This window comes from Streptomyces sp. NBC_01264 (genome assembly GCF_026340675.1).
Lineage (GTDB): Bacteria > Actinomycetota > Actinomycetes > Streptomycetales > Streptomycetaceae > Streptomyces.
Map to the genome: position 1 here is coordinate 2,007,649 of NZ_JAPEOX010000001.1, position 26,477 is coordinate 2,034,125.

Annotated in this window: 18 protein-coding genes and 1 pseudogene; 9 read left to right on the plus strand and 10 right to left on the minus strand. The window is 68.8% G+C overall.

Annotation, left to right across the window (positions count from 1 at the left end; all coding sequences use genetic code 11):
• Positions 1 to 87 precede the first annotated feature (87 nt).
• The 3 genes and pseudogenes from OG435_RS09170 to OG435_RS09175 all read left to right on the plus strand — a co-directional run.
• Positions 88 to 788, plus strand: a pseudogene (locus OG435_RS09170) (IS5 family transposase); the annotation flags it as partial.
• Positions 745 to 900: a hypothetical protein gene (locus OG435_RS50080; protein ID WP_323187957.1), complete on the plus strand. Its 156-nt coding sequence runs from the start codon at positions 745 to 747 to the stop codon at positions 898 to 900. The pseudogene OG435_RS09170 and the gene OG435_RS50080, both read left to right, overlap by 44 nt.
• Positions 901 to 1,252: 352 nt before the next feature.
• The gene (locus OG435_RS09175) at positions 1,253 to 2,302 is read left to right on the plus strand and encodes a hypothetical protein (RefSeq protein WP_266876335.1); all 1,050 of its coding nucleotides are present in this window, start codon (positions 1,253 to 1,255) and stop codon (positions 2,300 to 2,302) included.
• A gap of 858 nt (positions 2,303 to 3,160) precedes the next feature.
• On the opposite strand, the gene OG435_RS50085 is transcribed toward OG435_RS09175, so the two are convergent.
• Positions 3,161 to 3,625 (minus strand): transposase, encoded by a 465-nt coding sequence (locus OG435_RS50085; RefSeq protein WP_323187802.1) that lies wholly within the window; start codon positions 3,623 to 3,625, stop codon positions 3,161 to 3,163.
• On the opposite strand from OG435_RS50085, the gene OG435_RS09185 reads away from it, so the two are divergent.
• Positions 3,615 to 3,974, plus strand: a complete 360-nt coding sequence (locus OG435_RS09185; RefSeq protein WP_323187803.1) for a hypothetical protein — start codon at positions 3,615 to 3,617, stop codon at positions 3,972 to 3,974. The two genes, OG435_RS50085 and OG435_RS09185, sit on opposite strands and share 11 nt — an antisense overlap.
• A 399-nt stretch (positions 3,975 to 4,373) precedes the next feature.
• On the opposite strand, the gene OG435_RS09190 is transcribed toward OG435_RS09185, so the two are convergent.
• The 3 genes from OG435_RS09190 to OG435_RS09200 all read right to left on the minus strand — a co-directional run bounded on the left by OG435_RS09190 (position 4,374) and on the right by OG435_RS09200 (position 15,991).
• Entirely contained in the window at positions 4,374 to 10,871 is a 6,498-nt protein-coding gene (locus OG435_RS09190; protein WP_266876337.1) for an RHS repeat-associated core domain-containing protein, read from the minus strand.
• Between the two features lie 200 nt (positions 10,872 to 11,071).
• Entirely contained in the window at positions 11,072 to 14,563 is a 3,492-nt protein-coding gene (locus OG435_RS09195) for a LamG domain-containing protein (protein WP_266876338.1), read from the minus strand.
• A gap of 801 nt (positions 14,564 to 15,364) precedes the next feature.
• A complete protein-coding gene (locus tag OG435_RS09200) occupies positions 15,365 to 15,991 on the minus strand; it encodes a YigZ family protein (protein ID WP_266876339.1) in 627 nt (208 codons plus the stop codon).
• Between the two features lie 102 nt (positions 15,992 to 16,093).
• On the opposite strand from OG435_RS09200, the gene OG435_RS09205 reads away from it, so the two are divergent.
• Positions 16,094 to 16,498: a CoA-binding protein gene (locus OG435_RS09205; RefSeq protein ID WP_266881580.1), complete on the plus strand. Its 405-nt coding sequence runs from the start codon at positions 16,094 to 16,096 to the stop codon at positions 16,496 to 16,498.
• A gap of 115 nt (positions 16,499 to 16,613) precedes the next feature.
• On the opposite strand, the gene OG435_RS09210 is transcribed toward OG435_RS09205, so the two are convergent.
• Positions 16,614 to 17,195: a helix-turn-helix domain-containing protein gene (locus OG435_RS09210; protein WP_266876340.1), complete on the minus strand. Its 582-nt coding sequence runs from the start codon at positions 17,193 to 17,195 to the stop codon at positions 16,614 to 16,616.
• A gap of 126 nt (positions 17,196 to 17,321) precedes the next feature.
• Here OG435_RS09210 and OG435_RS09215 point away from each other — a divergent pair, with 126 nt between their 5' ends.
• A complete protein-coding gene (locus tag OG435_RS09215) occupies positions 17,322 to 18,191 on the plus strand; it encodes a DMT family transporter (RefSeq protein WP_266876341.1) in 870 nt (289 codons plus the stop codon).
• A 34-nt stretch (positions 18,192 to 18,225) separates the two neighbouring features.
• On the opposite strand, the gene OG435_RS09220 is transcribed toward OG435_RS09215, so the two are convergent.
• Positions 18,226 to 18,993 carry an acyltransferase gene (locus OG435_RS09220; RefSeq protein WP_430625600.1) on the minus strand — a complete coding sequence of 256 codons (768 nt, stop codon included), beginning with the start codon at positions 18,991 to 18,993 and terminating at the stop codon, positions 18,226 to 18,228.
• Positions 18,994 to 19,119: 126 nt separating this feature from the next.
• Between OG435_RS09220 and OG435_RS09225 the strand changes: the two genes are divergently transcribed.
• A complete protein-coding gene (locus OG435_RS09225) occupies positions 19,120 to 19,665 on the plus strand; it encodes a gamma carbonic anhydrase family protein (protein ID WP_266876342.1) in 546 nt (181 codons plus the stop codon).
• A 61-nt stretch (positions 19,666 to 19,726) separates the two neighbouring features.
• On the opposite strand, the gene OG435_RS09230 is transcribed toward OG435_RS09225, so the two are convergent.
• From OG435_RS09230 to OG435_RS09245, 4 genes are all read right to left on the minus strand, one after another.
• Positions 19,727 to 20,413, minus strand: coding sequence for a DedA family protein (locus tag OG435_RS09230; protein ID WP_266876343.1), 687 nt, complete (start codon positions 20,411 to 20,413; stop codon positions 19,727 to 19,729).
• A 72-nt stretch (positions 20,414 to 20,485) separates the two neighbouring features.
• A complete protein-coding gene (locus OG435_RS09235) occupies positions 20,486 to 23,014 on the minus strand; it encodes a beta-glucosidase family protein (protein WP_266876344.1) in 2,529 nt (842 codons plus the stop codon).
• A gap of 173 nt (positions 23,015 to 23,187) precedes the next feature.
• On the minus strand, positions 23,188 to 23,418 hold the full coding sequence (locus OG435_RS09240; RefSeq protein ID WP_430625601.1) for a DUF2191 domain-containing protein: 231 nt from the start codon (positions 23,416 to 23,418) through the stop codon (positions 23,188 to 23,190).
• 22 nt (positions 23,419 to 23,440) lie between these two features.
• The gene (locus OG435_RS09245; protein ID WP_254386872.1) at positions 23,441 to 23,893 is read right to left on the minus strand and encodes a DUF4442 domain-containing protein; all 453 of its coding nucleotides are present in this window, start codon (positions 23,891 to 23,893) and stop codon (positions 23,441 to 23,443) included.
• Between the two features lie 95 nt (positions 23,894 to 23,988).
• Here OG435_RS09245 and OG435_RS09250 point away from each other — a divergent pair, with 95 nt between their 5' ends.
• Both OG435_RS09250 and OG435_RS09255 read left to right on the plus strand, forming a co-directional pair.
• The gene (locus OG435_RS09250) at positions 23,989 to 25,056 is read left to right on the plus strand and encodes a hypothetical protein (protein ID WP_266876345.1); all 1,068 of its coding nucleotides are present in this window, start codon (positions 23,989 to 23,991) and stop codon (positions 25,054 to 25,056) included.
• 70 nt (positions 25,057 to 25,126) lie between these two features.
• Entirely contained in the window at positions 25,127 to 26,443 is a 1,317-nt protein-coding gene (locus OG435_RS09255) for an MFS transporter (protein ID WP_266876346.1), read from the plus strand.
• The last annotated feature ends 34 nt before the right edge of the window (positions 26,444 to 26,477 follow it).

Consider the following 26,477-nt stretch of genomic DNA (forward strand, 5'->3'; position numbering starts at 1 on the left):
GGTGGGGCTTCCCGTTCTTGTGGGCGGGGAGCCCCGCTGGCGTTTTCGGGCTCTGGTCCGTTGCGTTCGGATCATCTGATCGTTGGTCTGGGTGTGTCGTTGACTGACGCGCAGTGGGCGCGGATCGAGCCGTTACTTCCGGACCGGTCTCGAAAGCGGGGTGGACGGTGGCGTGACCATCGACAGGTGATCGACGCGATCGCGTTCAAGTTCCAGACCGGCTCGCAGTGGGTGCACCTGCCAGAGCGGTACGGCAACTGGCGGGGCGTCTACAACCGGCTGAGGATGTGGGCTGTGGACGGTACCTGGGAGCGGGTGTTCATTGCGCTCATGGCCCAGGCCGATGCCGACGAGGACCTGAACTGGGCCGTATCGGTGGACTCGACGATCGTGCGCGCTCACCAGCACGCTGCCGGGGCCCGCAAAAAGGGGCCCCGGCCGGCGAGCCGCGCGACCATGCCATCGGTCGGTCCCGCGGAGGACTGACCACAAAGATCCATCTCGCGTCCGACGCCCACTGCCGACCCTTGGCCTTCGTTCTCACCGCCGGACAGGCCGGCGATGCGCCCGCTTTTCCGGACGTGATGGCCCAACTTCGCGTCCCTCGCCCACGCGGACGGCCCCGGACCAGGCCGGACACGGTTCTGGCCGACAAGGCGTACTCCTCACGCGCCATTCGCGAGCACTTACGCCCTCGCTGCCACCGACCGCGACGCGCCCTTCCCCCGCGGCTCCCCGCGCCCGGTGACCGCCGTCGCCCCCGGCACCCCGCTGGACGCCGGCACCCACCTGGCCTCCGTCAACGACGCCGCGGGCTCCATCATCGGCATCGTCACCATGGAAGACCGTGAAACCACCCGGACCGTGGACTCCGCCCAGCCGGGACCTGCCCGGGCCTGAGAGCTCCCTACCTGGGGCCCCTGTCTCACCCCCGCTCCTGGGACGCACGGCTTCAGCTCGCCCGACTCCTCCACCAGCGTCGCCCGCATCGACCGGCGTCAGACACACCGCCCAGGGCACGATGGACGAGATATGCCTGAGGGGCTTCGAATGTCAGTCGCGTCATTCACACTCATGGGATGAGTAGCACGAAGCGCCTGTTCAGCGCTGGCGACCTCCACAGTGGCCTCAACAGCCAACTGCACCGAGTTCCTGATGCCGTCGCCAAATGGGACGAGGACCTCTTCCTGGCTACGCCGGAGCCCGACATCGTCGACCTGGTCCTTCGCGAGTTCACCATCGAGACACCGGTATGCAACGGAACGAAATCACTGCTCAGCCAGTCAAGGAGCAGAACGTCACTGCTCGTGAGTTCGGAGAGGAGGTCCAGATCCGACAGAGAGTCGTGACTTTCGTGATCCCCTTCTCAGGCCTGAAGGACATTTTCAGCTTCAGGCCGGATCGGTTCACACACAGCCCGCCCCTCGGGGAGATCCGTGGTCCAGAGCTGTGGCTTTCCTGGACAGGGCCGCCCAACCTGCCAGGCGAACAGATCAAGCGCAGCCTGGAGGCCTCCCTGACGGAGATCGAGAAGTGGCTGGGTTGGGCGAAGGAACAGATCGACGCCTACAACGAGGCAGTCGCCGAGAAGGCCAACAGGGAAGTTCGGGCTCGTAAAGCCGCCGTGCTGGCCAACCGCGACATCGAGGAGTCTCTGGGGTTCCCAATCCGCCGACGCTCAGACGCAGCCACATACGCCGTCCCGATCGTACGGAAGAAGATCGTCCCAGTGAGCGCCTCACCGGCTGCCGGCCCATTCCGACCAGAGCCCGCTCTCGATGACGCCCACTACGAGGCGGCCCTCGAGGTGCTCAAGAGCCAGCGCAACCAGATGGAACGGTCTCCCTCCACGGTCGCTCACTTTGGCGAGGAGCAGATTCGGGACAACCTCCTCATCGGGTTGAACGCCCAGTTCGAGGGCAGGGCTGCCGGCGAGGTCTTCAACGGAAAAGGCAAGACGGACATCCTGGTTCGGGAAGGCGACAAGCACGTCTTCATCGGCGAGTGCAAGATCTGGAAGGGCCCCAAGACCATCACCGACACGCTCGACCAGCTCCTCGGCTACCTGGTCTGGCGCGACACCAAGGCAGCGCTGCTGCTGTTCATCCGCACCGGCTCGCCCTCGGAGATCATCGGGAAAGCGGTCACTAAGGTGAGGGAGCACCCGAACTACAAGCGTGACGGCCGCAATGCCACGGAGGAGAGACACGACTTCATCCTGCACGCGTCTGGAGACCCATCGCGCGAGATCAAGCTCGCGTTCCTCCCCTTCGTCCTCCCCAAGAACGAGGTGCCTGGCTGACGATCCGTCGGTCAACAGTCAGTTTCAAAGGGTGTCTACAACAGGCCCTCCACCCCGGAGACGTCTGTCCTCCTCCAGCCACTCCCGGGCCGTGGCCGGATCGGTGGTCATCGGGCACGAAGTCCACGGTGCGCGAGTTCACTGGCCCAATAGTGGACGCTCCGCTCGGCGACACGCTTCCCAAGCCATCAAGGCTTGTCCAAGTCAGCACCAAACCAGCACGGTCGAGGTTCGCAGGGGTGGTCACGGGTGATGAGAGGTCAGCACCAGGTCAGCACGGGGATGCAGAAGGGCCCCACCGAGAGGCGAGGCCCAAGCGCTTGACCTGCATGTTTGCGCTCAAATGAGTATTCATGATAAGGGAAGCGCCAAAAAGGTATGCAGGAACTTCACAGAACAACCCCGACCTGCACGTTTACCCCTACGGCCCTTCTAACCGAACACGAACCGACCAGAGCCGAAACAGCCCGCTGCCACGCTAACGCATCCCAACCCCTAGTCCGCCATCCTCCCCTCACCGCTTACGCTCGGCCCAGCAGGGTCGGCAGGCGGGGCGGAAACACAAGCGGGCGGTGACCCAAGAGACCGGAGCACGTGTGCCATACCGGCGGGCCACCTTGATCAAGTGAAGGAACCCTGGACAGCTCGGTCCGTCATGCATGTCACGGGTGAGCCGGGCAGCGACGGTCACCCCCTCCCCCGTCGTTCGGGGCAGCAAGATCCGCGCATAACTGGTTCTCCTTACGCCCCGAAGGCGTGAGGAGAACCAGAACGGCGACGACCGATCTGGCTAAGGATTGTCCCATAAATGATCTTCGAGTCGCCTGAGCGAGGTTGGTCGCTGTGCGGAGCGCTCGCCTATCCGGCGAGGGCGAGGTTGGGCAGTCGGGCGATGCCGAGCATGGCGTGGTGGACGCCGTCGCCTTTGAGGCGGCAGTCTCGGAGGATCTTCCAGGTCTTCATGCGGGCGAAGACGCGCTCGACGCGGGCTCGGACCTGCTTGCGGGACTTGTTGTGTTCCTCTTTCCAGTCCGGGAGTTCGGTCTGGCCGCGCTCGCGGCGGTGAGGGATGACGAGTCCGGTGCCCGGGTAACCGTCACCAGCTTCCCGAACTGCCGCGGGCTCAGCCCGGTGAACGGGGCTATCCAGGACGGCTCCGACGCCGTGATCACACAACTCACCTTGATCACGCTGCCGGGCCGCCAGCCTCTGGCTCCGGGACATATCCCGGCCGCTCGGACGGATTCGGCATGAGAGCCCCACCCCCGTGGCTACCGAGGTAGGAGAGCTGTTGCACCAGCGCGGCTGGCGGATGGCATTCATGGTCGCTGAAAGGGTGAACGCGTGGGCCGCCCTGGTGAGCGCCAACGAGCGCGGCTACGGCGACGACATCTACGAGTACACCAACGACCTCTACTGCCGAAACTGGCTACACGAGGCGTGGCTCCTGCTGGACGAACACTTCGTCCAGCTCCGGACCCCGCAGGTTAAGGCTCTGGATGACCGGTACAAGGCCGCGACCATCGACGACGACGGGCAAGCACTCGACCAGTTTCACTGGCTGCCCGATCCCAACCTGCGGTGGTGGCGGCACCCTCGCATCCTCACAGGAGACCTCGGGCGTTCACTTCGCTCGGCCGGTGCCATCGGCACCGCCCCGGACACAGTCTGACCCTCAGCCTCGTGGGATTACGGGACAACTCTTAAGGCTGAGCACTCAAGAATCACGAACGGCCGAATACGCGGGTGACCGGGCGTTGTCGGCAAGACCTTGTTATGGACCCCTAGGGTGATTGGATAAGTCCGATCCTCAGCTAGAAATTACGTAGGCCGCAATTACAGACAAGGAGAAGAAAAACATCAGGTAACGCAGGGATCCGATTGCCGACATTTCCCGCTTTTCTCGTATTTCGACCACGATTGTGGCTACCAGGACTCCGATCATCGCCCCGAAGAAAAAATCACTGTGAAGATCCAAATCTACTGCCCTGGCCAATTCTTGATTAATGGATCGGTGTCCGGCGAGGGGAAGGCCTCGCCGGACACCGCGCGTCAATTTAAGGTAGAACCGCTACATATAATACCTGTAGAACTCGTCGTCGGCCTTCTGCGCGACCTCGACGGCCAATCTTTCCGCCGTTTCTGCAACCTCGGCCGCAGCCTTGGCTGCCCGTGAAGCTATGTACTTTTCGGCCGTTGCGCGGATAGGGCCGCCGATACCCAGGCCCAAGGTTCCACCGGTCGTGCCTTGTTGGACATAGGATGCCGCCTTATCCATGTCGATCGACCCGGGGTCGTTTACCTGCCATGCTCCTAGGCCCACAGCTGTTCCCGCAATGACCGCGCAGGCGGCGGCGCCGGCGACAGAGGCGATGGCTATTGCGCAGCCGACACCAGCGGCGAATCCGATGATCGTCGTCTTATGCGTTTTGGCCCAATCTATGCCTGAACTTATTGCACTTTTCGAAGCGTCGGCTAGCCATCCAAGAACGCCGTTGTGGCGCTCGATCTCCTGAGATGCCGCTCGGACCTTGGCGGCGACTTCGGACTTAGAGTCACTTCCGCCCTTGCCGCTGGGCTGGGTTCTGGAGCAGTCGGGGTCATTCCTGCACGCGTTCCTGTTGCGGTTCTGCTGCGTGACCCATTCGGGAGAGACAGTGCCGCCGCTGGCGCCGACGTTGCGTTCGTAGTTGTTGCCGAAGCCGGTTACTTCTGTGCCGCGGTTACTGCACGTGTACATGCCGCTGGCGCACTCTTCGAGGGCCTCACCCGTCGGGTCGCTGAATGCCAGTGGGTTGTTCCCTCCATAGGTGTATCCGTTGAGGGTTTGGTGCCTGCCTAGCTCCAGTAGCGGGTCAACGCTGAGGAACTGGCCGGCGTAGGGGTCATACTCGCGGGCGCCGATGTGGGTAAGTCCGGTGTTGGTGTCGGCGGACTTGCCGAGGAACCGCTTGTCGTCCGGCCAGGTGCCGACGGAGTCGCCGCGTGGGGCACCGAATGGAGTGATGTAGCGCTTGCTCACCGTCTGCTCGTCACCACTGTCAATGGCGACTGACCCGGTTCCGTGGTGGTCGCCGGCGAGGAAGGAGACCTTCGACGTGCCCGTCTCGTTGCTCCGGACCGCTACGCGCTGGCCGCCGAGCGTGTAATAGCGGTTGGCCCACTTCTTGGTGCCTTCGAGATGGACCTCGGTGCCGCCGACGTAGAGGACGGCCTCGCCGCTGGTGTTGCGGCGGATGAGGAGTTCGCCATCGGCGTCGTACAGATACGAGGTGCTTTCGGTTCCCTCGACGAGCTTGCTGAGCTCGTTCTCGCTGTTCCAGGTCAGGGTTTGGCTGTCGCTGCTGGAGGGGGAGCGGAGGCGCTTGGTGGTGTTGCCGCTTTCGTCGTAGGTGTACTGGTCCGCGACGCCGGTGCAGTCGGTGCCGGTGGTGCTGGAGACGAGGGCGTGCTTGCGGGTGGTGCCGTAGCAGTAGGTGCGGTTGGTGGTGCTGGAGCTGGTGTGCGTGGTTTCCGACGCGCGCTGGCCGCCGGCGTTGTAGGTGTAGGACTTCCAGTAGGAGGCGGGTCCTCCGAGGTTGGACGTGGTCCGGCCTGTGCTGGCGCAGTCGGCGGTCTTCGGGGTCCAGGCTTCGGTCACGCGGCGCTGGCCGTCGTAGGTGAAGCACTGGTAGTCGGCCGCGCTGGCACCACTGACGGTCGCCTTGTCGAAGATCGACGTGACGTTTCCGGCGTCGTCATGCTTGTACGTGCTGTCCTGGACGAGGCCGTGGGTGGGTTCGTAGACGGTGGTTGCCTTGAGGCGGCCGGTTCCTTCCTCGAAGGTGTTGGCGATGTCGACGTCCTGGACGCCGAGCGCGCCCGAGCGCGAGAGCTTCATCGTCTCGAGCCGGCCGAGAGGTGAGTAGCCGACGCTCTGGACGTACCCGCTGGTTCCGGAGAGACCGTCCGGAAGCAGGTAGCTGTTGTAGTCGGTGGTGATGGTCTCCGAGGAGAGTCCGCCAGCTGCAGGCTCGGATGTGGAGGAGACGGTGCCGTCTTCCCACAGGTTCGTGCTGAACGCGATGGTCGCGTTGACGGCGCCCGAGGTGACCAGTGGTTCGTCGTCGGGCAGCGTCAGCTCGGTCTTGCTGGGACGGCCGAGGTAGTCGTACGCCGCGACCTTCTTGGTGTAGGCCTTGCCCCCCGTGCCGCCGACGTAACGGATGGCGGCGGCCGGAGAACCCCGGAGGAGGGTGTCGTAGGTCCAGGCGGCCAGTTTGTTGGCGTCAGTGCGGGAGGTCTGCCACAAGTCGGTTTTGCGGCCGAGCTCGTCGTAGGAGTACAGGAGCGTGGTGCCGCGGGCGTCGTCCGTGCTGGAGACCTGGTCCAGGGAGGTGTAGTGCGTGGTGGTCGTGCCGTTGTCCGGGTCGGTGGCGGTGCGCTGACGGCCGTAGATGTCGTAGGTGTACGACCATTTGCTGCTGTCCGGGCCGGTGACCGCGGCGGGCTTGCCGTCGCGGGTGAGCGTGTACTTCACGCTGGTGTACGCGGTGCCGAGGGTGGCGCCGTATGCGCTGTCGTCCGGCTGCTCACCCGAGTACGTGCGGGTTTCCGTTGTCCGTCCCAGCGTGTCGGTGATGGTACGAGCAGCGGTGCCTCCGTCAGGTGCGGAGGTGGCTACGGAGTCGCCCGTGTAGCTGGTGGTCGTGGACCACTTCTTGGCGCCGTTGACCCACAGCTCTGCGGTCGTGGGTCGGCCTGCGCCGTCGAAGGAGGTCTTGGTCTGTGGGAAGGGGCCGCCGGCGGTGACGGAATCGTAGTCGCCGTCCGGTGCGTTCTTGTCGTCCCAGGCGTCGGCGTACGTGTCGTAGGCCAGGCCGCGGGAGTCGTAGCGGGTATCGGTGAGGATCCGTCCGCCGTTGGGCGAGAGGGTCTGGGTCTGCAGCGGGCGCAGCAGGGAGTCCGCGATGGAGTAGACCGGGGTCCGGTAGGTGGTGTTGTCGTGCTTGAGCTGGGTTACGGAGGTCCAGGGTGAGGATCCGCGCTTGAAGGAGTACCCGTACTTGATGTTCGGGGTTTCACCGCCGGCCTGGCTGCGGTTGTTGAGCCAGGTGCCGGTGATACGGCCGAGCGCGTCGTAGGCGCTGGTGGTGATCTTCGCGTTGGCGTCTTCGGTCTTGATCTTCGATCCGTGGGCGGGATCGAAGTAGGCGTAGGTCCGGTGCTGCTGCCCATTGGACTCCAGCGTGGGCGTCACGCTCACGATCGCGGTGAGGGGGCCAACGGTTGCCGGGGTGTAGGCGGTGGTGGAAGTGTTGCCTGCGGCGTCGGTGGCGCTCAGAGGCCGGCCGAGGACGTCGTACGTCGTGCTGGACAGTTTCTGCCAGCCGTCCGCCTCGGCCGGGGTGCGCGGGCTGGTGCCGCTGGCAGCGGGGTAGGCCTTGGCGCGGCCGGTCCAGGTCGCCAGACCCTTGGTCGGGACGCGCCCGTCCTTCCAGCCCGTGACTGTGGCGTCGTCGTAGACGCTTGCGGTGTCGGAGATGACATCGCCGCGGCTGGTGAGTGAGCTGGACAGGGTCAGTTTGTCATCAGTGAGGTCGTTGCCGTCGGCATCGGTGCACGCCTGGGCCACGGTGCGGGTGCGGGAGACCAGGCTGGTCAGGCCGACAGCCGGGTTGCGGGCGTACCAGGTGTTCGTGCAGGTCTCGTCGCCGATCTTGGCATGGTCGCCCAGGGCGTAGACCCGCTCGATCATGCCGTAGTCGTCGTACGAGTAGTCGGTCTGAGTCCGTCGGAAGCTGTCGGAGGCGGTGAGGTACGTGTACTCATGCGCCCTCGAGTTTCGAACGCGCGAGGCAACGATGGTCTTGTCGACGATCGGCTTGCCATCGCCGTCCTTTGCGACCTGACCCGCATCCGTCATCTTGTAGACGTTCTGCGTCGCTGTGTTCGTGTACACCGGGTAGTTCAGGGAGGACCCGATGATGGTCGACCCGTTGTACGTGACCGACTGGCGCAGGAAGCCGGCCAGCTGGTCGTAGTCGGTGGAGTCCGCCGTCGCGATGGGGCCGGCGCCGTCGATGTCGATGACGGGCACCTTGTTGGTACGGGTGACCTTCGGGTCGGCCGTCTTGTCGCCGTACATGCCTTGCATGTACACGTTGGTGGTCTTGGAGCGGTTGGAGCCGGCGCCAGTGTAGGTAGTGACCCTGCCGTAGCCGCGCCAGCTGGACCAGGTGCGGTCCTTCTCCTTGGTCATGGGGTCGTCGTTGTAGCGCCAGCCGGGCTTCTCGTACTCGTACGAGGTGGACACGGTGGCGGCGGTGACGGCGTCCTTGGTGGTGACGTTGGTGACCCGGTACTTGTGGAACCAGCCGAGCTTGGTCGCGCCGCCGTTGGGCTTCCACTTCACCGGATAGCAGGGGCGGGTGGCGTCTGCGTTGTCGTCCTCGGCGGCCGGCATCTTGGTGCCGCTGACACACTCGGGGTCGGAGAGAGTGACCGTGGTCGTGGCTCCGGTCTCCGAGGTGATGGTGCGGATGCGGGGGCGGTTGATGGGCAGGATGTTGTCGCCCGGTACGTCGACCCGGTTGGGCCGGTTGTCGTAGACCAAGTCGACGGGGTCGAGGCTGAGGTCGGTGCCGTTCTTGCCCGTGCGGGTGATCGACTTGAGGACCAGGCTCCGCTCACTCGGGTCGTTGAGATTGACCGGAGCCGTGTAACCCGAGACCAGGGCGTAGCTGTCGACATCAGCAAAGGCGTCAGGCGTGAGAGCAGTGGACCACACCTGGGTGGTGATGTTGCTCAGGCGCTTGCGGGTGAAGAACGACGGCCCTGTGGACGTGCAGTCCGTCGCCGTGCTGGCGCAGATGGTGTCGAAGGGTACGTCGGGCCAGTTGTCGGCAGTGTCCTCGGTGAGCGAGGAACAGTCGGACTCGCAGCGCTCCGCATAGGTGAATCCGACCCGGCCGGAGGCGATGCCGGTGAAGAGCGCGTCGGCGCGCTGCCCGTACTTGATCTCCTTGAGATAGCCGCCACGCGTGTAGGCGCCAAGGGTCGTCTTGTCGCCGTTCTTGGCGTAGTAGTTGCCCTCCTTGGTGTACCAGTACGTGGAGGCGTTGCCCTGCAGGTCCTGGACCAGGTCCAGGTTCCAGCGCCAGGCCTGCTGGACGGCGCGTCCGGAGAAGCTGCCGCTCTTCTTGTAGCCGGGCTCGCCTTCGTCGTCACCGAAGACGGGGGCGGTCCAGACCGAGTTGGTCTCGGTGTCCGCGGGGGCGCCGGGCAGCTTGTTCAGGCCGAAGGTGTAAGTGGTGCCGTTGCCGGTGGTCACCTTCCAGAACTCGCCGTCGGTGTCGTTCGGGTCGGTGGCAGTGTCACCGTCATCGGTGCTGCCGGCGCCGTGCCCGCGGATGACCTTCGTGGCGTCGTCGTTCTTCAGCCGCCAGGTGTTGCCCGTCGCGTCCGAGGGGTCCTTGACCAGTTCGTTGGCCTGACCGTTGAGGACGAGGGAGGCGTTGTCGTACTTCCAGCACAGGTCGTACTTGTCCGTCTGTGCGTCATCGACGCACGAGCCGTACTTGCGCTCGATGTAGGAGGAGGTCAGGTCGAAACCTTCACCGACCTGGGAACCCTGGTTGTTGGTGTTCCCCGTGCGTCCGTCGATGGAACCCGAGCTGTAGGACAGGGCCAGTGGTGGCACAGGGCCCGCCGCTGCTGGCGGCACTGTGATCGGGTAGGACCAGGAAAACGCCCCCGATGACGCGCCGGCCTCCCAGGTGGAGGAGCTGGCCAGCGGGGTCGCCTTGTAATCGCCGGCGCCCGATGTCGAGTCGGCACTCGTGGCCATCGCCGCAAGGACGGTGGGTACGGACGAGGCAGCACTCAGCAAGGGCGTACTCGGGGGGCTGCCCTGCGCTCGAAGCAGGACGCTGCCCTTGGCCGCCGGCTCGGCGCCGGCCACGGTCACCGTGGCGGACAGCTCGTGGCTCTTGAGGTCGTTGCTGGAGGCGACGGGCGTCGTCGTGCGGCACTCCGGCTTCTCCGGAGTGGTCAGCGCGCAAGCGGGCAGGGTCACCAGGCCCAGGCGGGAGGACCAGGAGCCGCCGATGGCCGATGAGAAGGAGTCGTAATTGACCTCGACCTTGGCGTTGCCGGGGGTGGCGGCGGTGGCGGTGAACAGGACACCGGTGATGCCCGCCTTGCGGGCCGCCTGCTGGTCCAGCACCCGCACCGTGGCCTGGCCGGACGCCGTTGCGGCCGAGCGGGCGGTTTTGGCCGGAGCGCCGAGGGCCACCAGGGAGTCGGCGGCCGGGGCGCTGCTCACGTCGCTCTTGAGGGTGGTGGCCTTGGGCCACGTGTTCTTCGGGTTGGCCTTCGCGCGGTCGGCCTGGGCCTTGTCCTCGGCCTTCAGCTTGGCGATCAGTTCGGCCGAGGCCGTCGTAGGAACCGGTGCCGAGGTGACCTTGGCGGGCCGGTGCTGCGGGCTCGACGGGCGGCCAGGCGCGTCTGCTGCGCTGGCGAGGGGTGCGATCGAGCCTGTTATCGACACGGCCAAGGCGAGGACTCCGATGATCGGTGTTCTCGCCAACAGACTTCTCTTTTTTGACACAGAAACTCCTGAAGCGGACGAGCCGCGGTGTGGACAGGTAGAGGTGCGTGCGGGCCGGCGACGGGTACGCGCAGCGGCCACTCAGTGCATATGGGCCGAGTGGCCGGGGTCGCGCGAGGCGACCCCGGCCACTCGGTACAGGCGCCGGCTGCCAGTTGGAGGCAGGGGGCGTGTTCGGTCTAGGTGAAGTCCTTGACCTGTTCGGCGTCGATCATGGCTCCGGTCCATACGCGGACGTCGTTGATCGTCCCGGGCAGGTAGTTGCCCCAGGCGTCGTTGACGAGTCCCTTGCCGACCGCGAAGGTCGTGCTGCCCGACTCGGTGGCGTAGAAGTCGTCACGGTCGGAGACGTAGTTGCCGTCGACGTACAGCTTCAGACGGTTGTCCTGGGCGTTGTGGACGACGGTGACCTGGACGGAGGTGTCGAGCTCGGCGCGGGCCGGGCTCACCGACCAGGTGCCGGTGCCATCGGAGTTGAGGCGTCCGAAGTACCAGTTGCCGATGACGGAGGTCACCAGCTCACCGGTGTCGGGGTGGTGGCTGGTCTCGGTGGCGACCTTCTTGAACCACACGCCCCACGCGGCCCCGCCGGCATTGCGCTGGCCAAGGACCTGCGCGATGTACCCGTTGGGCTTGGTCGCGAGCTTCGCCGAGTCGAGCTCGACTTCGGCGGTCGCGGTGAACGAGCCCATCTCGTCGACGATGGGTCCTGCCGCGTATCCGTCGCCGGTGGTCCCGTTGAGGACCAGCTTTCCGCCGGCGATGGTCGCTCCCGAGGAGATGGTCAGGTCGCGGCCGTAGCCGGAGGTGTCCGTCAGGGCGCCCCCGGCGACGGTGTCGGGGTTCCAGCGGGCCGAGAGCTCGACCATGTTGCGGCCGGTGGTCTTGTCGTGCATCTGCACGTCGGCCCGCAGCGACTCCGCGCTCAGGTCGGACTGCCACACGGTCATCTCGTCGATGAGGCCGGGGAAGTCGTTGGTCCAGTCACCGCGGTACTTGTTGCGCCCGATGGTCAAAGGCCCCGTCGCGGCGATCGGCTTGAAGTCCGAGGGCAGGTCGATGCCCTCCTGGAAATCGCCGTTGATGTAGAGGCGCAGCCGCTTGGCAACCCTGTCGTACACGACTGCGACATGCGTCCACACCTTGGGAACGGTCTTCGCCTTGGCGTTCACGACGTACTTGATGCCGTTGGAGTTGGTGTCGTCCGTGGTGGGCAGCGCGGCCGACCAGGTTCCGTTCGCGCGGTGGGTGATGTTGACGGCGCTCATGTACTCGCCGGCGACACCCGCCATGGAGAACGTCTTGTCGACACGGTCGGGACGCACCCAGGCCGCGATGGTGAAGGACTCCTGGGTGTTGATCACGGGACCGGAGGTCGCCGCGTAGTCATCGACACCGTCGAGCTTCAGAGCCGTGTCCTCCTGCTCGATACCGGAGAGCCAGCCCCGGCGACCGTCCGTGGGACGGGTCGCGCCGTTGCGCAGATCGGCCGGGTCGGGCCGGACGTCCTTGTTCGCGGTGTCCTTGGCGTCGTCACCGGACATGTCGTAGAAGTTCCAGTGCGCGACGGGATCGGGATCCTCGTTGACCGCGAACCGGAACGTCGCCTGCTCGCCGAGACGTCCGCCGTTGACGTCGTCCAGGCCCTTGACGTACAGCGTGTTCAGCCCCGCGTGGTGCGGGGTGATGTCGAGGGACGCGGCGGCCGCGGCCGTCACGTAGGTCCACTCGCTCTCGTCGTCCAGCTTGTACTTGTACTTGACGACCTTGGAGTCCTCACCCACGGCCGAACGGAAGGTGAACTTGCCCGACAGGCCCGGCTTGCCGCCCGCCGTGCAGGTGCTCGAGGTGCACTCGTCGTAGAGACCGCCGGTCGAAATCCGCGGCTTCTTCGGAGCGGAGGAGTCCAACTTGAAGTAGCAGGTCACATACGGGCTGCCCGCGGTCGCCGCGTTGGCGGCGAAGGACCGGGTCCAGGTGAGCATCCGGTAGGTCTTGCCGTCCTGAAGGGTCGGCATCAGCTCCGGCTCGGCACGCACCGAGGCATTGGCCCCGTAGTAGCTGTTGCTGGGACTGTCGATGAACGGACCGCTGCTGACCGTGGTCCAGTTCGCCCCGTCCTGCCTGTCGACACGGAAGGCGATGCGCAGACGCGCCTCCGCCTCACCGCCCCGCTGGACCTCGGTGGTGGCACGCAGCTCGGGCGTGCTGTCCGCGATGGTCGTCGCGTCACCGATCGTCTTCTCGCACGGAGTGTCGTCGATGCTCTGAGCAGTGGGGGTGGCCGGGTCGCTGATGTAGTCCACCGAAAGCGCCGCATCGTTGCGGAAACGCTTCCAGGCGCTGGTGTCGCCCTCGTTCTCCGCACGCAGCTCCAGCGTCAGCGGAGCACTGCCGGTGGCCCAGGCGGCCACCGTCGACGTCAGGTTCTCGTCCCCCTCGTCGGGGTTGTCGTTGAACTCGATCGGCGCGGCCGGAGAGTTCGGGTCACACGAAGAACCCCGGCCCGCGGACACCAGACGGTCGCCCATCAGGTCCAGGTAGGCCGGCTTGGTCCCCCAGGTCGTCGACTTGGTGAACCTGCCCGCCGTCCGCACGAGCCACACATTGCGCGGCTCGCACTGGAAGGACCACGGCTCCGTGACCGTGAACGTCGCGTCCAGGACCCGCTTACCGCGCAGGTTGTCCGGCGTGAACTGGAAGTAGAGCCGCTGCACGTATCCCGGACCGCAGTAGTAGCCGCCCCACGAACCGCACTCGCCGACACCCTTGCCGAGCTTGTCCTCGCCGTTCTCCCAGGCGTAGTCCTCATACCCGTCATTGCGCAGCAGGAGGCGCTCGACGCTCTCGTCCGCGTTCACCGACGGGTCGATGTACAGCGGGAAGGCCGCAGGATCCTTCTGCGCCATCAGCTTGGCGTCGGGGACCACGGTCAGGCTCTTGGCGTCCACCGCCAGGGGCATGGTCGCCGTCTGGTCACCGAGACCGGGACCATCGAACGGCGACTTCTGGTCCGTGCCCGCCCCGGCCACGGGGCCGGTCGTTTCCGCCGGCGCCGCGGCGCGGCTGTTCAGCAGGACCGAGGGCGACTTCGCCGCTGCGGGAGCAGGCGCCGTCTCAGGGCCGGCCGAGTCCCACATCCGGGCCGGCGGCGCCTCGAAGACCGCCTGGCCGTCGCTGTTGCGGGCCGTCAGCCCGTTCTCCTTGGTCCCGGAGACGTCCAGACCCTTGGAGTTCAGCGCGAACTTGACTTCCTTCAGCGCCGGACTCGCCGCGGCCTGCGGCGTCTTCACGACGAGGACCTCGCGGAAACCCTCCACCGTGGCCGTCATACGAAGGTCGACGCCCGGCAGAACCTCCGAATAGGTGGCACTGGCCCCCTCGAGCTTCGGCTTCGGCAGGGCCTTGCCCCAGCCCAGGCCGAGGGTGCGGCCGCCCCGCTCGATCTTCACCAGGTCCGACTTGCTACCGCCACCCGAGAAGCTCAGACCCACGAGGGCGGCCTTCGGCCCCACCGTTCCGTCCGGGCGGGTCACCAACGTCGCGTCGGGCTCCACCCAGGCACCACCGGCGCCCTTCACGCGCACCGGCACGACCGACTGGACCAGACGGAACGACTTCCCGTCCGGATTCGCGAAGGTCGTGGTGAACTCCGAACGCTCACCCACCACCTCAACACGCTGACCGCTCTTCGCGGCCTTCTTCAGCGCTTGCTGCCCCTCCGGAAGCGGAGCTTCCGCGGCAACTGCCTTTGCCTCAAGGCCATATGCGGGTGAAACTCCGACAAGCAGAGCCACACCAATTGCAACACTCAGAGCACGGCGAAGCCGTCTCTGTTCTCTTCCTGACACTAACCCACCCCAGAAGAAGGATGAGGACCTCCCCGGCCCCCATGGCGGCGATACGCACAGCGCGCCGCACACCAGAGGCTAAACATTTGATGAGAATCGATCAACACATAGTTGACGGGGTTCTTGATCACGTTTGGCTGAATTTGCACCCACAATTGACGCTCCATCACCGGCGGGGGAATTATGCCGAATATGGACACACCGGTGAATCTCTCCGCAGTTTTTCGAGTAAAACTTTCTGCCGACCGACCGAACCCCGACCTCACCGAAGTCTCATCAGGCAAAGGCGGGGTTCCGATTCGCCCGACTATGGAAGGAATGCCATGCGCATGACATAGCGGCATTGGATTCACAATCCGCTTCGAAATTTCCGACCTCAGCACATTTCCACGGTGCGATGGAGTCTGCCCCTCGATGCGTGAATCCATCCGACCGGTTTAAATCCTTCCGGGGCCGCTGCCGTGCCGATTGCCCGACGCGGGTCCCTGGGAACCGGGATCACGATCCATCAGATCCGGCGATTTCCCCTCTACCGTGCGACTCATGTGAGCCTCGCCGCCAATGAGTTGATCCCCGCCCGTACATCCGCCTCGGCCGGACCGGCCGGACCGGCCGGGCCGTTCAGGGGGCGTACGTTTCGCCGCCCTCGGTCAGGGTGGCACTGCCCGCCGTGCTGTCGGCGAGCCAGGCCCCGAAGGCGGGCAGGTCGGCCTCGGGGAGGGCCACCTCGATCTCCACGGCGGCCCCGTAGCGCACGCCGAGGACGGTCCTGCCGGTGGAGCGCAGGTCGTTCTCGGTCTTGCCGGCCCGCTGGTGGTCGACGGTGACGGTGACCAGCCGGTACCGGTGCCGGGTCACGGTGCCGAGCACGTCCAGCGCCTCCCCGACGACCCCGCCGTAGGCGCGGATGAGCCCGCCGGCGCCGAGCTTCACGCCGCCGTAGTAGCGGGTGACGACGGCGACCGCGTAGCGGATGTCCCGGCGCGTGAGCATCTGCAGCATCGGCACCCCGGCGGTGCCACCCGGCTCGCCGTCGTCGCTGGCCTTCTGCACGGAGGCGTCGGCGCCGATCACGTAGGCGTAGCAGTTGTGCGAGGCGGTGAGGTGCTCCTTGCGGATCCGTGCGACGAACTCCTGCGCCTCCCGCTCGGTCGCCGCGGGCGCGAGCGCGCACAGGAACCGGGAGCGGTTGATCTCGGACTCGTGCACACCCTCACGGGCCACCGTCACGTACTGGTCTGCCTTCACCCGTCCACCCTACGGGGAATCCGACATGCGTCTTTTCTGTTGATCGAGCTGGCGGCAATCAGCGGTCAGACGGAGCAGGACCAGCAGCAGGAGGCGGCACGCGTGTACGGCGATCCGGGAACCATCCGCAAGATCCTCACCGAGCTCGGCGACACCTGGGCCGTGGTGGGCCTGTCCAACAACCAGGACCGGGCCGCGTACCGCGTGGCCGAGGCCCTCCAGCGGTACGGCAAGCGCGTGGTCCCCGTGCACCCCAAGGCCGAGACGGTCCACGGCGAGCAGGGCTACCCCTCGCTGGCGGCGATCCCCTTCAAGGTGGACGTGGTGGACGTCTTCGTGAACAGCGCCCTCGCGGGCGCCGTCGCCGACGAGGCCGTCGCGAAGGGGGCGGAGGCCGTCTGGTTCCAGCTGAACGTGGTCGACGAGGCCGCGGCCGCCCGTACCCGCGCGGCCGGCCTGGACATGGTCATGGACCGCTGCCCGGCGATCGAGATCCCCGCCCTCTGAGGCCAGAACGGCCCAAACGGTACGAATACCTGCCTGGCGGATGGCTCCGTGACCGCCGGGAGGCGTGGCGTGGCCGCGGCCTGGGGGTCGGCGGCCCGCGCCGACCCCTCCGCGGTCACGCGTGGGCGGTCACCGGCGGGATGGAGACCGCCATGGTCATCTCCATCGGACCGGGCCCCTCGTTGCGGTAGGCGTGCGCGGCGTCCGCCTCGAAGGAGACGGCTCCGCCGGCCGGTACGGCGTACGTCTCGTCCGCGACCACCAGCGTCAGCTCGCCCACCGTGACGTGCAGCATCTCGAAGGTGCCCGGCGGGTGCGGGTCCGAGACCGTCCCCTCGCCCGGCTCCAGTCGGTAGGTCCACATCTCCACCGGCCCGCGCCGGTCGTCGCCGAGCAGCATGCTCGCGCCGCTGCCGCCCTCGGTGGACCACATCCGCACCCCTTGCCCCGGCAGCACCACCTGCACCCGTGGACCGCGGTCGTGGTCGAGCAGGGTGGTGATGCTCACGCCGAGCGCGTCGGCGAGTTTGACCGTCGTGCCGACACTGGGGTTCGTACGGGCCTGCTCGATCTGGATGATCATGCCGCGGCTCACCCCCGCACGCGCGGCAAGGGCCTCCAGGGTGAACCCGCGCTCCGCGCGCCAGCGCTTGAGGTTGCGGCCGAGCGCCTGGGTGAGCTGCTCGAGATCCGACACCAGTCCCTCCACTCCGTACAATATTTTGGATGACAGGGTCCAACAGGCTGAACTATTGTGCGCTGTACTTCACGTGTACTTCATCGTGTACTCCACCGTTCAACGCACTGTACTGCGAGGCCCGCCATGACCGCCCTCTTCGCCTTGGCCACCGCCGCCCTGTGGGGACTGGCCGACTTCGGCGGAGGGCTGCTCACCCGCCGGATACCGGCCCTCACGGTGGTCGTGGCCTCCCAGGTCCTCGCCGTCCTCGTGCTGGGTGCGGTGGTCCTGGGCACCGGCGCCTGGCGGGAGGCCGGACCACAGCTGTGGTTCGCGGTGGGGGCGGGGCTGGTCGGCCCGGTCGCGATGTTCAGCTTCTACAAGGCGCTCGCCCTCGGCCCGATGGGCGTGGTCTCCCCGCTCGGATCCCTCGGCGTGGTGGTGCCGATGGCCGCGGGCCTCCTTCTGGGCGAGCGGCCGGGTGCCGCCCAGCTCGCCGGGATCGCGGTGGCCGTCGTGGGCATCGTCCTCGCGGGCGGACCCGAACTGCGCGGCGCCCCCGTCCAGCGCCAGGCCGTCGTCCTCACCCTCGTCGCGGCCTTCGGCTTCGGCGCGGTGATGGCCCTGATCGCCCCCGCCTCCTCCACCGTGCCGGGCCTGTTCCTCGCCCTGTTCGTCCAGCGCGTCACCAACGTCACCGTCGGCGGCACGGCCCTGTGGGTGCGGACCCGGCGCGGAGTTCCGGCCCTCCCGGCGGGTACGGACGGCCGGCGGATCCTCTGGACGCTGCTGCCGGCGCTGGCCTTCGTCGGCCTCGCCGACGTCGCGGCGAACGGCACCTACTCCATCGCCGCCCAGCACGGTCCGGTCACCACCGCCGCCGTGCTCTCCTCCCTGTACCCGGTGATCACCGCCCTGGCCGCCTTCGCCGTCCTCAAGGAACGCCTGCGCCCCGTCCAGGCGGCGGGCGCGGGCCTGGCCCTGGCGGGCACGGTCCTCCTGGCGGCGGGCTAGCCCGTCTCTTTCGCCAAAGCGACAGACACGGCCCTCACTCCTGCTCCGGCACGTCCGCCAGTGCGCCCAGCGCCCGCAGCTGCTCCGGTGTCACCCCGTCGGGGATCGGGACCGGGGCCGGGGTGCGCAGGGGTGGCTGCCAGCCCGTGTCGGGGTCCCAGCGGCGGACGATCCGGGCCGGTGCCCCCGCCACCACGGCGTGGTCCGGCACCTCGCCCCGTACGACGGCGCCCGCCGCCACCACGACGTTGCGGCCCAGCTTCGCCCCGGGCAGGATCACCGCGCCGGTCCCCAGCCAGCAGCCCGGGCCTATCTCCACCGGGGCGCTGCGCGGCCACTGCTTGCCGACGGGCTCGTGCGGGTCGTCGTAGCTGTGGTTGGTGGAGGTGATGTACACCCCGGGGCCGCAGAAGGTGTCGTTGCCGATCGTGATCCGGGTGTCGGCGATGACGTGGCTGTCGCGGCCGATGACCACGCCGTTGCCGAGGACCAGCATCGGCTCCGCGCCGAGGTCGAGGTCCGGCATCATCCCGGCGGTGAGCGTGACCTGTTCCCCGATGATGCAGTGGTCCCCGAGCCTGATCCAGGGCTCGCCGAAGACCGTGCCCTGCGGGAAGGCGAGGCGGGTGCCGTGCCCGATCGCGCCGAAGCGCAGCCCTCCGGGGGTCTGGGCGGTGACCGCGCCGGCCCGCTGCATCCAGCGCCAGCCCGCGTGGACGACGCGCCCGGCGAGCCGGCGACGCAGGCCCGTGAGGGAAGGGAGCGCCGTCAGAGAAGAGAACGTGTTCTGGTTCTTCGCCACCGGGTCACCTTAAGCGCCGGAAGCCCGGGCCGCGCCGTGATCTTCACCCCATCTCCGGGGGTGCGGACCGCGTGGCCTACGGTTTCCGGTAGCGCGACGCGACGTACCGGAAGAGGAAGAGAACACATGACGCAGCAGGCGGCCCAGGCACTCGTGATGGGTGTCGGCGGGAAGAACCCCGAGATCGACCCGACGGCGTTCACCGCTCCCACCTCCGTCGTGGTCGGGGACGTGCGCCTCGGCGCGGGCGCGAGCATCTGGTACTCGGCGGTGCTCCGCGCGGACTGCGGTCCGATCACACTGGGCGCCGACAGCAATGTGCAGGACAACTGCACCGTGCACGTGGACCCCGGTTTCCCGGTCTCCATCGGCGAGCGCGTCTCCATCGGCCACAACGCCGTCGTGCACGGCTGCACGATCGAGGACGACTGCCTGATCGGGATGGGCGCGACGGTCCTCAACGGCGCGGTGATCGGCGCCGGGTCGCTGGTGGCCGCGCAGGCGCTGGTCCCGCAGGGCATGATCGTCCCGCCCGGTTCGCTGGTCGCGGGCGTCCCGGCGAAGGTGCGGCGCGAGCTGACCGCGGAGGAGCGCGAGGGCCTCAAGGTCAACGCCCTCATGTACACCGAACTGGCCAAGCAGCACGCCGCCTCGGTGACCGAAGGCGCGTAACGGGCTTCGCCACGGCGCCGGTTCCCCGCCCGCCCCCTGGGGCCGGGCGGGGGTGTGCCCCTCAGTCGGTGAGCACGGTCGGGGCGGCCGCGGCCTGCCCCGGCACCCCGGCCGCATCCGCGGCCGCCTCGGCCCGCGCCGCCGCTGCCGCCTTCTTCATCCGCCCGCGCACCACCAAGGTCATGGCGAGCCCGCACACGAGGGCCAGGGCGAGGGCCACCCACGAGAACCCCTTCAGCCACGGCTCGGCGACGATCCCGATCGAGTAGATGACGGCCGTCGTACCGCCCGCCCACAGGATCCCGCCGAGGACGTTCGCGATGAGGAACCGCCAGTAGGGCATGTGCAGGACGCCCGCCAGCGGCCCCGCGAAGATCCGCAGCAGCGCCACGAACCGCCCGAAGAAGACGGCCCACATGCCCCACTTCTCGAAGGAGCGCTCCGCCATGGCCACCTGGTCCGGCCCGAAGTGCTTGGGGAAGCGCCGGCCCAGCCGCTCCAGCATCGGCTTCCCGCCCTTGCGCCCGATCGCGTAGCCGATCGAGTCGCCCACGATCGCTCCGGTGGTCGCGCAGATGCCCAGCACCACGGGGTCGATGTGCCCCTGCTGCGAGGCCAGCAGCGCCGAGCTGACCAGGACGATCTCCCCCGGCAGCGGGATGCCGAGGCTTTCCAGTCCGATGACGAGCCCCACCAGGAGGTAGATGCTGACCGCCGGAATCGTCTCCAGCCATTCCTGGATGTGCACCGGTACGTCCTCCCGAGATTCTCCGCCCGGCCCGCCCCCTGTGGCGGACCGAACGGGCAGCCTATCCGGTCGCTATCCGGTCGCCACCACAGCCTTTGCCCGCAGCGGCAGTTCGCGCGAGGAACGGCCGGCGAACACTTCGCGGCGTCCCGTCCCCACCACCCACGCGTTCCGCTCCGGATCCCAGGAGGACAGCGTGCGCGCGTCGATGTCCAGGACGATCAGCCGCGCCTCGCCGGGTTCGAGGGTCAGGCGCCGGTACCCGGCCAGTGCCCGGACCGGCTGGTCCAGTCTCAGGTCCGGGGACGGGCCCACGTAGACCTGGGCCACCTCGGTGCCCGTACGGCGTCCGGTGTTGCGGACGGTGAACTCCACGCGCAGCCCGCCGTGCTTGCCGTGCGCGCCGCCGCGCCGGACCGCCAGCTTCTCGTACGCCCAGGTCGTGTACGAGAGCCCGTGCCCGAAGGCGAACAGCGGAGCCACCCGCTGCTGGTCGTACCAGCGGTGGCCGACGTGCACGCCCTCGGTGTACTCCTGCCGTCCGCCGACCCCCGGATAGCGCACCGGGTCCGCGCCGACCGGGGTGGCCCGCTCGTCGGCCGGGAAGGTCTGGGTGAGGCGGCCGCCCGGGTCCGCGTCGCCGAAGAGCACGTCGGCGGTGGCGGCCGCGCCCTCCTGACCCGGGTAGTACATCTGGAGGACCGCTCCGGTACGCGGGAGCCACGGCATGGCCGTACCGGAGGAGGTGTTGAGCACCACCGTGGTGCGGGGGTTGGCGGCGGCGACCGCCTCGATCAGCGCCGCTTGGCCGCCGGGGAGCGCCAGGGAGGTGCGGTCGCTGCCCTCGGTGGCGTCCTCGTAGGCGAACAGCACCACGCTGCCGGCCGCCTTGGCCGCCTTGACGGCCTCGGCCAGGTCGGCGGCCCGGGTCGCCTTCGTGGTGTGCCGCAGCCGCAGCCGCTGCCCCTTCGGCCCGCCCTCGGCGAAGACGGCGAGGCGGTGTTCGCCCGCCTTGAGCGCGAGGGTGCGGCGGCGCACGGTGCGGCCGTCGGGCGCGGCGCCGAGCAGCCCGCCGGCGAACTGCTCGGCCACGCCCTGCCGTACGGGGAAGAGTTCCTCCCCGTCGAGCCGGACGGCCGGCCGCTTCCCGGTGTAGTGGACGAGCAGGGTCCACTCGTCGTCGGCGGTCAGCCGGAAGGTCCCCTCGTAGCCCCAGGTGCGCCCGGGGGCCACCGCGCGGTCCTCGAGGCCCGCGTCGGGCGTCAGCAGTTTCGCCGGCAGCGGGCGCCCGTAGATGTCCTCGCCGAGCGCGTAGGTCACCGTGGAGCCGCTCCCGGCCCGGCGCCGGATCTCGTCGAGGGGGGCGGCGGCCGCGTCGGGCACCACGTGGGCACTGCCGCCGCCGCCGACGAAGGGGGTCCGCCCGGTGGGGCCGATCACGGCGACGGACCGGGCGGCGGGGCCGGTCAGCGGCAGGGTGGCCCGTTCGTTGCGCAGCAGGACCGCCCCGGCGGTGGCGATCTGCCGTGCCGTGCGGGCCCCGGCGGCGGCGTCCCGGGCGGGCCGCGCGGCGGGGTGCCCGGCGAGCAGTCCGAAGCGGTCCATGGTGGTCAGGATCCGGCGTAGGGCGAGGTCGACGGTGTCCTCGTGGACGGAGCCGCCGCGCACCGCCTCGCGCAGCGGGGCACCGTAGTGGGTGCCGGCGGGCATCTCCATGTCGAGGCCGGCGCCGATCGAGGCGACGGTGCTGTGGGTGGCGTCCCAGTCCGACATCACCCAGCCGTCGAACCCCCAGCGCCCGCGGAGCAGTTCTTCGAGGAGCGGCCTGTTCTCGCAGGCGTAGACCCCGTTGACCTTGTTGTAGGCGCCCATCACGGCGCCGGCCCCGGCGGCCACGGCGGCTTCGAAGCCCCGTAGCTCCGTCTCGTGGAGGGTCTGTTCGGCGGCGATCACGTCGACGGTGTCGCGGCCCTTCTCCTGGTTGTTGAGCGCGAAGTGCTTGACGGTGGCGATGAGACCCTCGTCCTGGATGCCGCGGACCACCTCGGCGACCAGGTCGGCCGTCAGCTTCGGGTCCTCCGAGAACGTCTCGAAGTTCCGTCCGGCGTACGGGGTGCGGATGAGGTTGGCCATCGGCGAGAGGAGCACGTCGATGCCGAGCGCGCGGCCCTCGCGGCCGATGACCCGCCCGTACGCGCGGGCGAGCGCCGGGTCGAAGGCGGAGGCGAGCAGGACCGGCGCGGGCAGCGCGGTGGCGGGCTTGGCGACGCGGACCCCGGCCGGACCGTCGGCGAGGCGCAGCGCCGGGATGCCCAGGCGGGCGATGCCCGGCACGTATCCGGCCTGGCCGAGCGGCTCGGGGTCCGGCCCGCCGTGCAGCAGGACGGTCTTCTCCTCCAGGGTGAGCCGGTCCAGCAGGGCGTCGATCCGGGCGGCGCTGCCGGCCTCGGGCGCGCCGGCGGGGGATGATCCCGCGGCGGCGGAGGCCCTACGGGGCTGCGCGCCGGGCGGCGGCGCCGGTACGCAGCCGGCCGCGCCGAGCGCGGCGCCCATCGCCCCGAGGAAGCGCATCGCACGGCGTCTGGACACGGCCTCGCTCATGGGCGCTCCCTGCGGCGTGGGCATCGGCGTCAGGTGGCGGGAGCGGCCCGCGCCGGACCGCTCCCGCCCCCCACTGTGCGCCGACCGCGACGCGGCCCCGCTTCAGGCGCGCCACCGCACGGCCGATGTTCAGCCCTGCGGCGGCCGCAGCCGAGTCCGGCGGACGCCGGTGTTCAGCCCTGCGGCGGCCGCGGACCGAGGTCGGCGTCGCGCCGGGGTTCGTCCTGGAGCTGGATCCGGGCCTCGGTGCGGTGGCCGCGCTCGATGTAGTCCCGTACGACGGCCTCGACCGCGTCCTGGGGCGAACCGATCCCGGCGAGGACCATCACCTCCACCACGAGCTCGGCGTCGAGGCTGATGCTGATCTTGGCTCGGCCCGGCACGGGACCCCCTCCGTCCGTCATCGGTGGAGGGACTCTAGCGGGATCAGGCGTTGGGGCGCAGGGTCCAGACCACGGTCATCTCGCCCGTCACGGCCTCGTCCTCGCGCTGGATGGCGATGGTGACGGGGAACTCGGGGCGGCCGCCCGCGTCGAGTTCGGCGACGACCTCGGCGGCCGGGCGGCCGAGGGTGGCGGTGGCCGTCACGACGCCCTTGGCGAGCTTCTTGTAACCGATCTCCGCGCTCACCGCGAGCGGCACCGCGCGCGAGAGCTGGTCGCCGAAGGCGGCCAGGACGATCGCACCGCTCGCGGACTCGGCGAGGGTGAACATGGCGCCGGCGTGCGGGCCGCCGAGGTGGTTGTGGAAGTCGGGCTGGTCCGGGAGCCGGACGACGGCGCGCTCCGGGGTGGTCTCCAGGAACTGGAGGTTCAGGGTCTTGGCCATCGGCACGGTCGCGGCGAGCAGTTCGCCCACGTTCATCTGTTCAGCGCTCATGGCACGCGATGTTACCCACGAGTAGAAGGCCTTGGCCATACCCGTCCGGGGGCGGCCGTGGATCCCCGACCCCACTCCCACTATCGTTACCGGCCATGTGGCCAGGACAGCAGCAGCCGCCCGGGGGAGAACCCAACCCCCAGGACGCGCATCAGAACCCGTACCAGCAGCAGCCGGGAACGCCGAACCCGTACCAGCAGCAACCGCCGACGGCGGCGTACGGGGAGCAGCAGCAGCCCGGCTACGGGTACCCGCAGCAGCCCCCCGCTCCCCAGGGATGGGGTCAGCAGCCCCCGACCGTCCCCGTACCCCAGTGGGGCGGCACCCCGCCGCCCCCGCCCCGGCCCCCGCGCGGAGGCAGCCCCTTCGCGACCCGGACCGTGGCCATCGTCGCGGCCTCGGCCGTCGTCGTGGCGGCCGCCGCCACCGGGGCGTTCGTCCTGACCCGGGACGACAAGGGCTCCGACCGGGCGGACGACAAGCCGAGCTCCTCGCCCTCCGCCCCGGCCTCCTCCCCCGCGCCCGCCACCGGGAGCCCGAGCGCCAACCCGCGCGGCGGCGCCGAAGCCAAGCCGGTGATCCCCGGCTGGAAGGTCGTCATCAACCCGAAGTACGGCACCGCCTTCGACGTCCCGCCGGACTGGGACGTGCAGTCCTCGAGCCTGTCCATCGGCTTCGAGGACGACTCCAAGAACGACGGCTCGGCCATCGTCATGATGGGGGCGCCCGCCATCCTCAAGGAGGAATGGTGCATGGTCGACGCCGACAAGGACGGCAAGGAGGACTCGACCTCCCTGGCCGCCACCGGCACCAAGGGCGGCCAGGGCGCGAAGGGCACCGCCGAGGCCGCGTACAACGAGGCCGGCAACTGGGTCTTCGCCGGGTACGCGCAGAAGGCGCCGAAGGGCACCACCAAGGTCGCCCCGGCGAAGGAGTACACGACCTCCTCCGGGCTCAAGGGGCACATGGCGACCGCGACCGTCAGCGGCCTGCCCAAGGAGAACAAGTGCTCCTCGGACGGCAAGTCCGTCGCCTTCAGCTTCACGACCGCCAACGGTGACCTCTCCACCTGGGTCCTCTACGGGGCCGCGGGCGTCCCGGGCGAAGTGAGCAAGGAGACCTACGAGAAGATCCTGAGCAGCGTCCGCCTCAACGCGGGCTGACCTCCGGCGCCTCCGCCCCCGGGCCGGAAATCCGTTTGGATTCCCGGCCCGGGACGGGGATAGTCCTGAGGTGAGCTCTCCGTCCTCCCTCTCCCCCAGCCCCTCCGGCCGCAGGCCCGAGTGGGCCGGCCGCAACTACACCCTGCTGACGGGTGCCGCGGTCATCACGAACCTCGGGAGCCACGGAGCGCTCATCGCGACCGCCTTCGCGGTCGTCCAGGCGGGCGGCTCCGCCGGTGACGTCGGCCTGGTGGCCGCCGCCCGCACGCTGCCGCTCGTCCTGTTCCTCCTCATCGGCGGAGCCGTCGCCGACCGGATCCCCCGCCATCACGTCATGGTCGCGGCCAACACCCTCAACTGCCTCTCGCAGGCCGCGTTCGCCGTACTCGTCCTGAGCGGCGATCCGAAGCTGTGGCAGATGATGCTGCTCACGGCGCTGTGCGGCACCGGTACGGCCTTCTTCAACCCGGCGGCCGAGGGCATGCTCATGGCCACCGTCTCCGGCCCCCAGGCCAACCGCGCCTTCGCCTTCTTCCGGATGGCGATGAACGGCGCAGGTGTCGGCGGCGCCGCCCTCGGCGGGGCCATGGTCGCCTTCATGGGCCCCGGTTGGGTCCTCGCCGTGGACGCGGCCGCCTTCGCCGTCGCCGGAGCCCTACGGGCCTTCCTCCAGGTCGGCCAGATCGCCGAACGCGCTCCCGGCGGCGGCCTGCTGACCGATCTGCGCGAGGGCTGGACGGAGTTCAAGAGCCGTCCCTGGCTGTGGAGCATCGTGCTCCAGTTCTCCGTCGTCGTGGCCGTCGTGGGCGCCGCGGAGGCGGTCTACGGGCCCCTGGTCGCACTGGAGCGCCTGGGCGGGGCGGCTCCGTGGGGCATGGCCCTGGCCTTCTTCGGCCTCGGCACGATCGGCGGGGCCGTCCTGATGATGGCCTGGAAACCGCGCCGCCTGCTGCTGGTCGGCACCCTGTGCGTGTTCCCGCTGGCGCTCCCCTCGGCGGGACTGGCGGTGCCGCTTCCGGTGTGGGGGCTGTGCGCGGTGATGTTCGTGAGCGGCGTGGCCATCGAGGTGTTCGGCGTGAACTGGATGACGACGATGCACCAGGAGATCCCGGAGGAGATGTTCTCCCGGGTCTCCGCCTATGACTGGTTCGGCTCGCTGTCGATGCTCCCGCTGGCCACGGCGGTGGCCGGCCCTGTCGAATCCGCGATCGGCCGCACCTCGGCCCTCTGGGGCTGCGCGGCCCTGGTGGTCGTCGTGACGGCCGCCGTCCTCCTGGTCCCGGACGTCCGCCGCATGACCCGCAAACCGCCCGTCGTGCACGGCCCCAGCGCCGCGCCGGACCTCACCGAACCAAGCCCCGCCCCATCCAGCCCCGCCGGCGTTTGAGGCGCGGGGTCCGGGGCGAAGCCCCGGGGAACGG

What these genes read in the sequence shown, in the direction of transcription:
- OG435_RS09175 (WP_266876335.1), top strand. Translation starts at nt 1,253, where the DNA reads ATGCAACGGAACGAAATCACTGCTCAGCCAGTCAAGGAGCAGAACGTC.
- OG435_RS09185 (WP_323187803.1), top strand. Translation starts at nt 3,615, where the DNA reads ATGGCATTCATGGTCGCTGAAAGGGTGAACGCGTGGGCCGCCCTGGTG.
- OG435_RS50085 (WP_323187802.1), bottom strand. Translation starts at nt 3,625, where the DNA reads ATGAATGCCATCCGCCAGCCGCGCTGGTGCAACAGCTCTCCTACCTCG.
- OG435_RS09215 (WP_266876341.1), top strand. Translation starts at nt 17,322, where the DNA reads ATGACCGCCCTCTTCGCCTTGGCCACCGCCGCCCTGTGGGGACTGGCC.
- OG435_RS09225 (WP_266876342.1), top strand. Translation starts at nt 19,120, where the DNA reads ATGACGCAGCAGGCGGCCCAGGCACTCGTGATGGGTGTCGGCGGGAAG.
- OG435_RS09235 (WP_266876344.1), bottom strand. Translation starts at nt 23,014, where the DNA reads ATGAGCGAGGCCGTGTCCAGACGCCGTGCGATGCGCTTCCTCGGGGCG.
- OG435_RS09240 (WP_430625601.1), bottom strand. Translation starts at nt 23,418, where the DNA reads ATGACGGACGGAGGGGGTCCCGTGCCGGGCCGAGCCAAGATCAGCATC.
- OG435_RS09245 (WP_254386872.1), bottom strand. Translation starts at nt 23,893, where the DNA reads ATGAGCGCTGAACAGATGAACGTGGGCGAACTGCTCGCCGCGACCGTG.
- OG435_RS09250 (WP_266876345.1), top strand. Translation starts at nt 23,989, where the DNA reads ATGTGGCCAGGACAGCAGCAGCCGCCCGGGGGAGAACCCAACCCCCAG.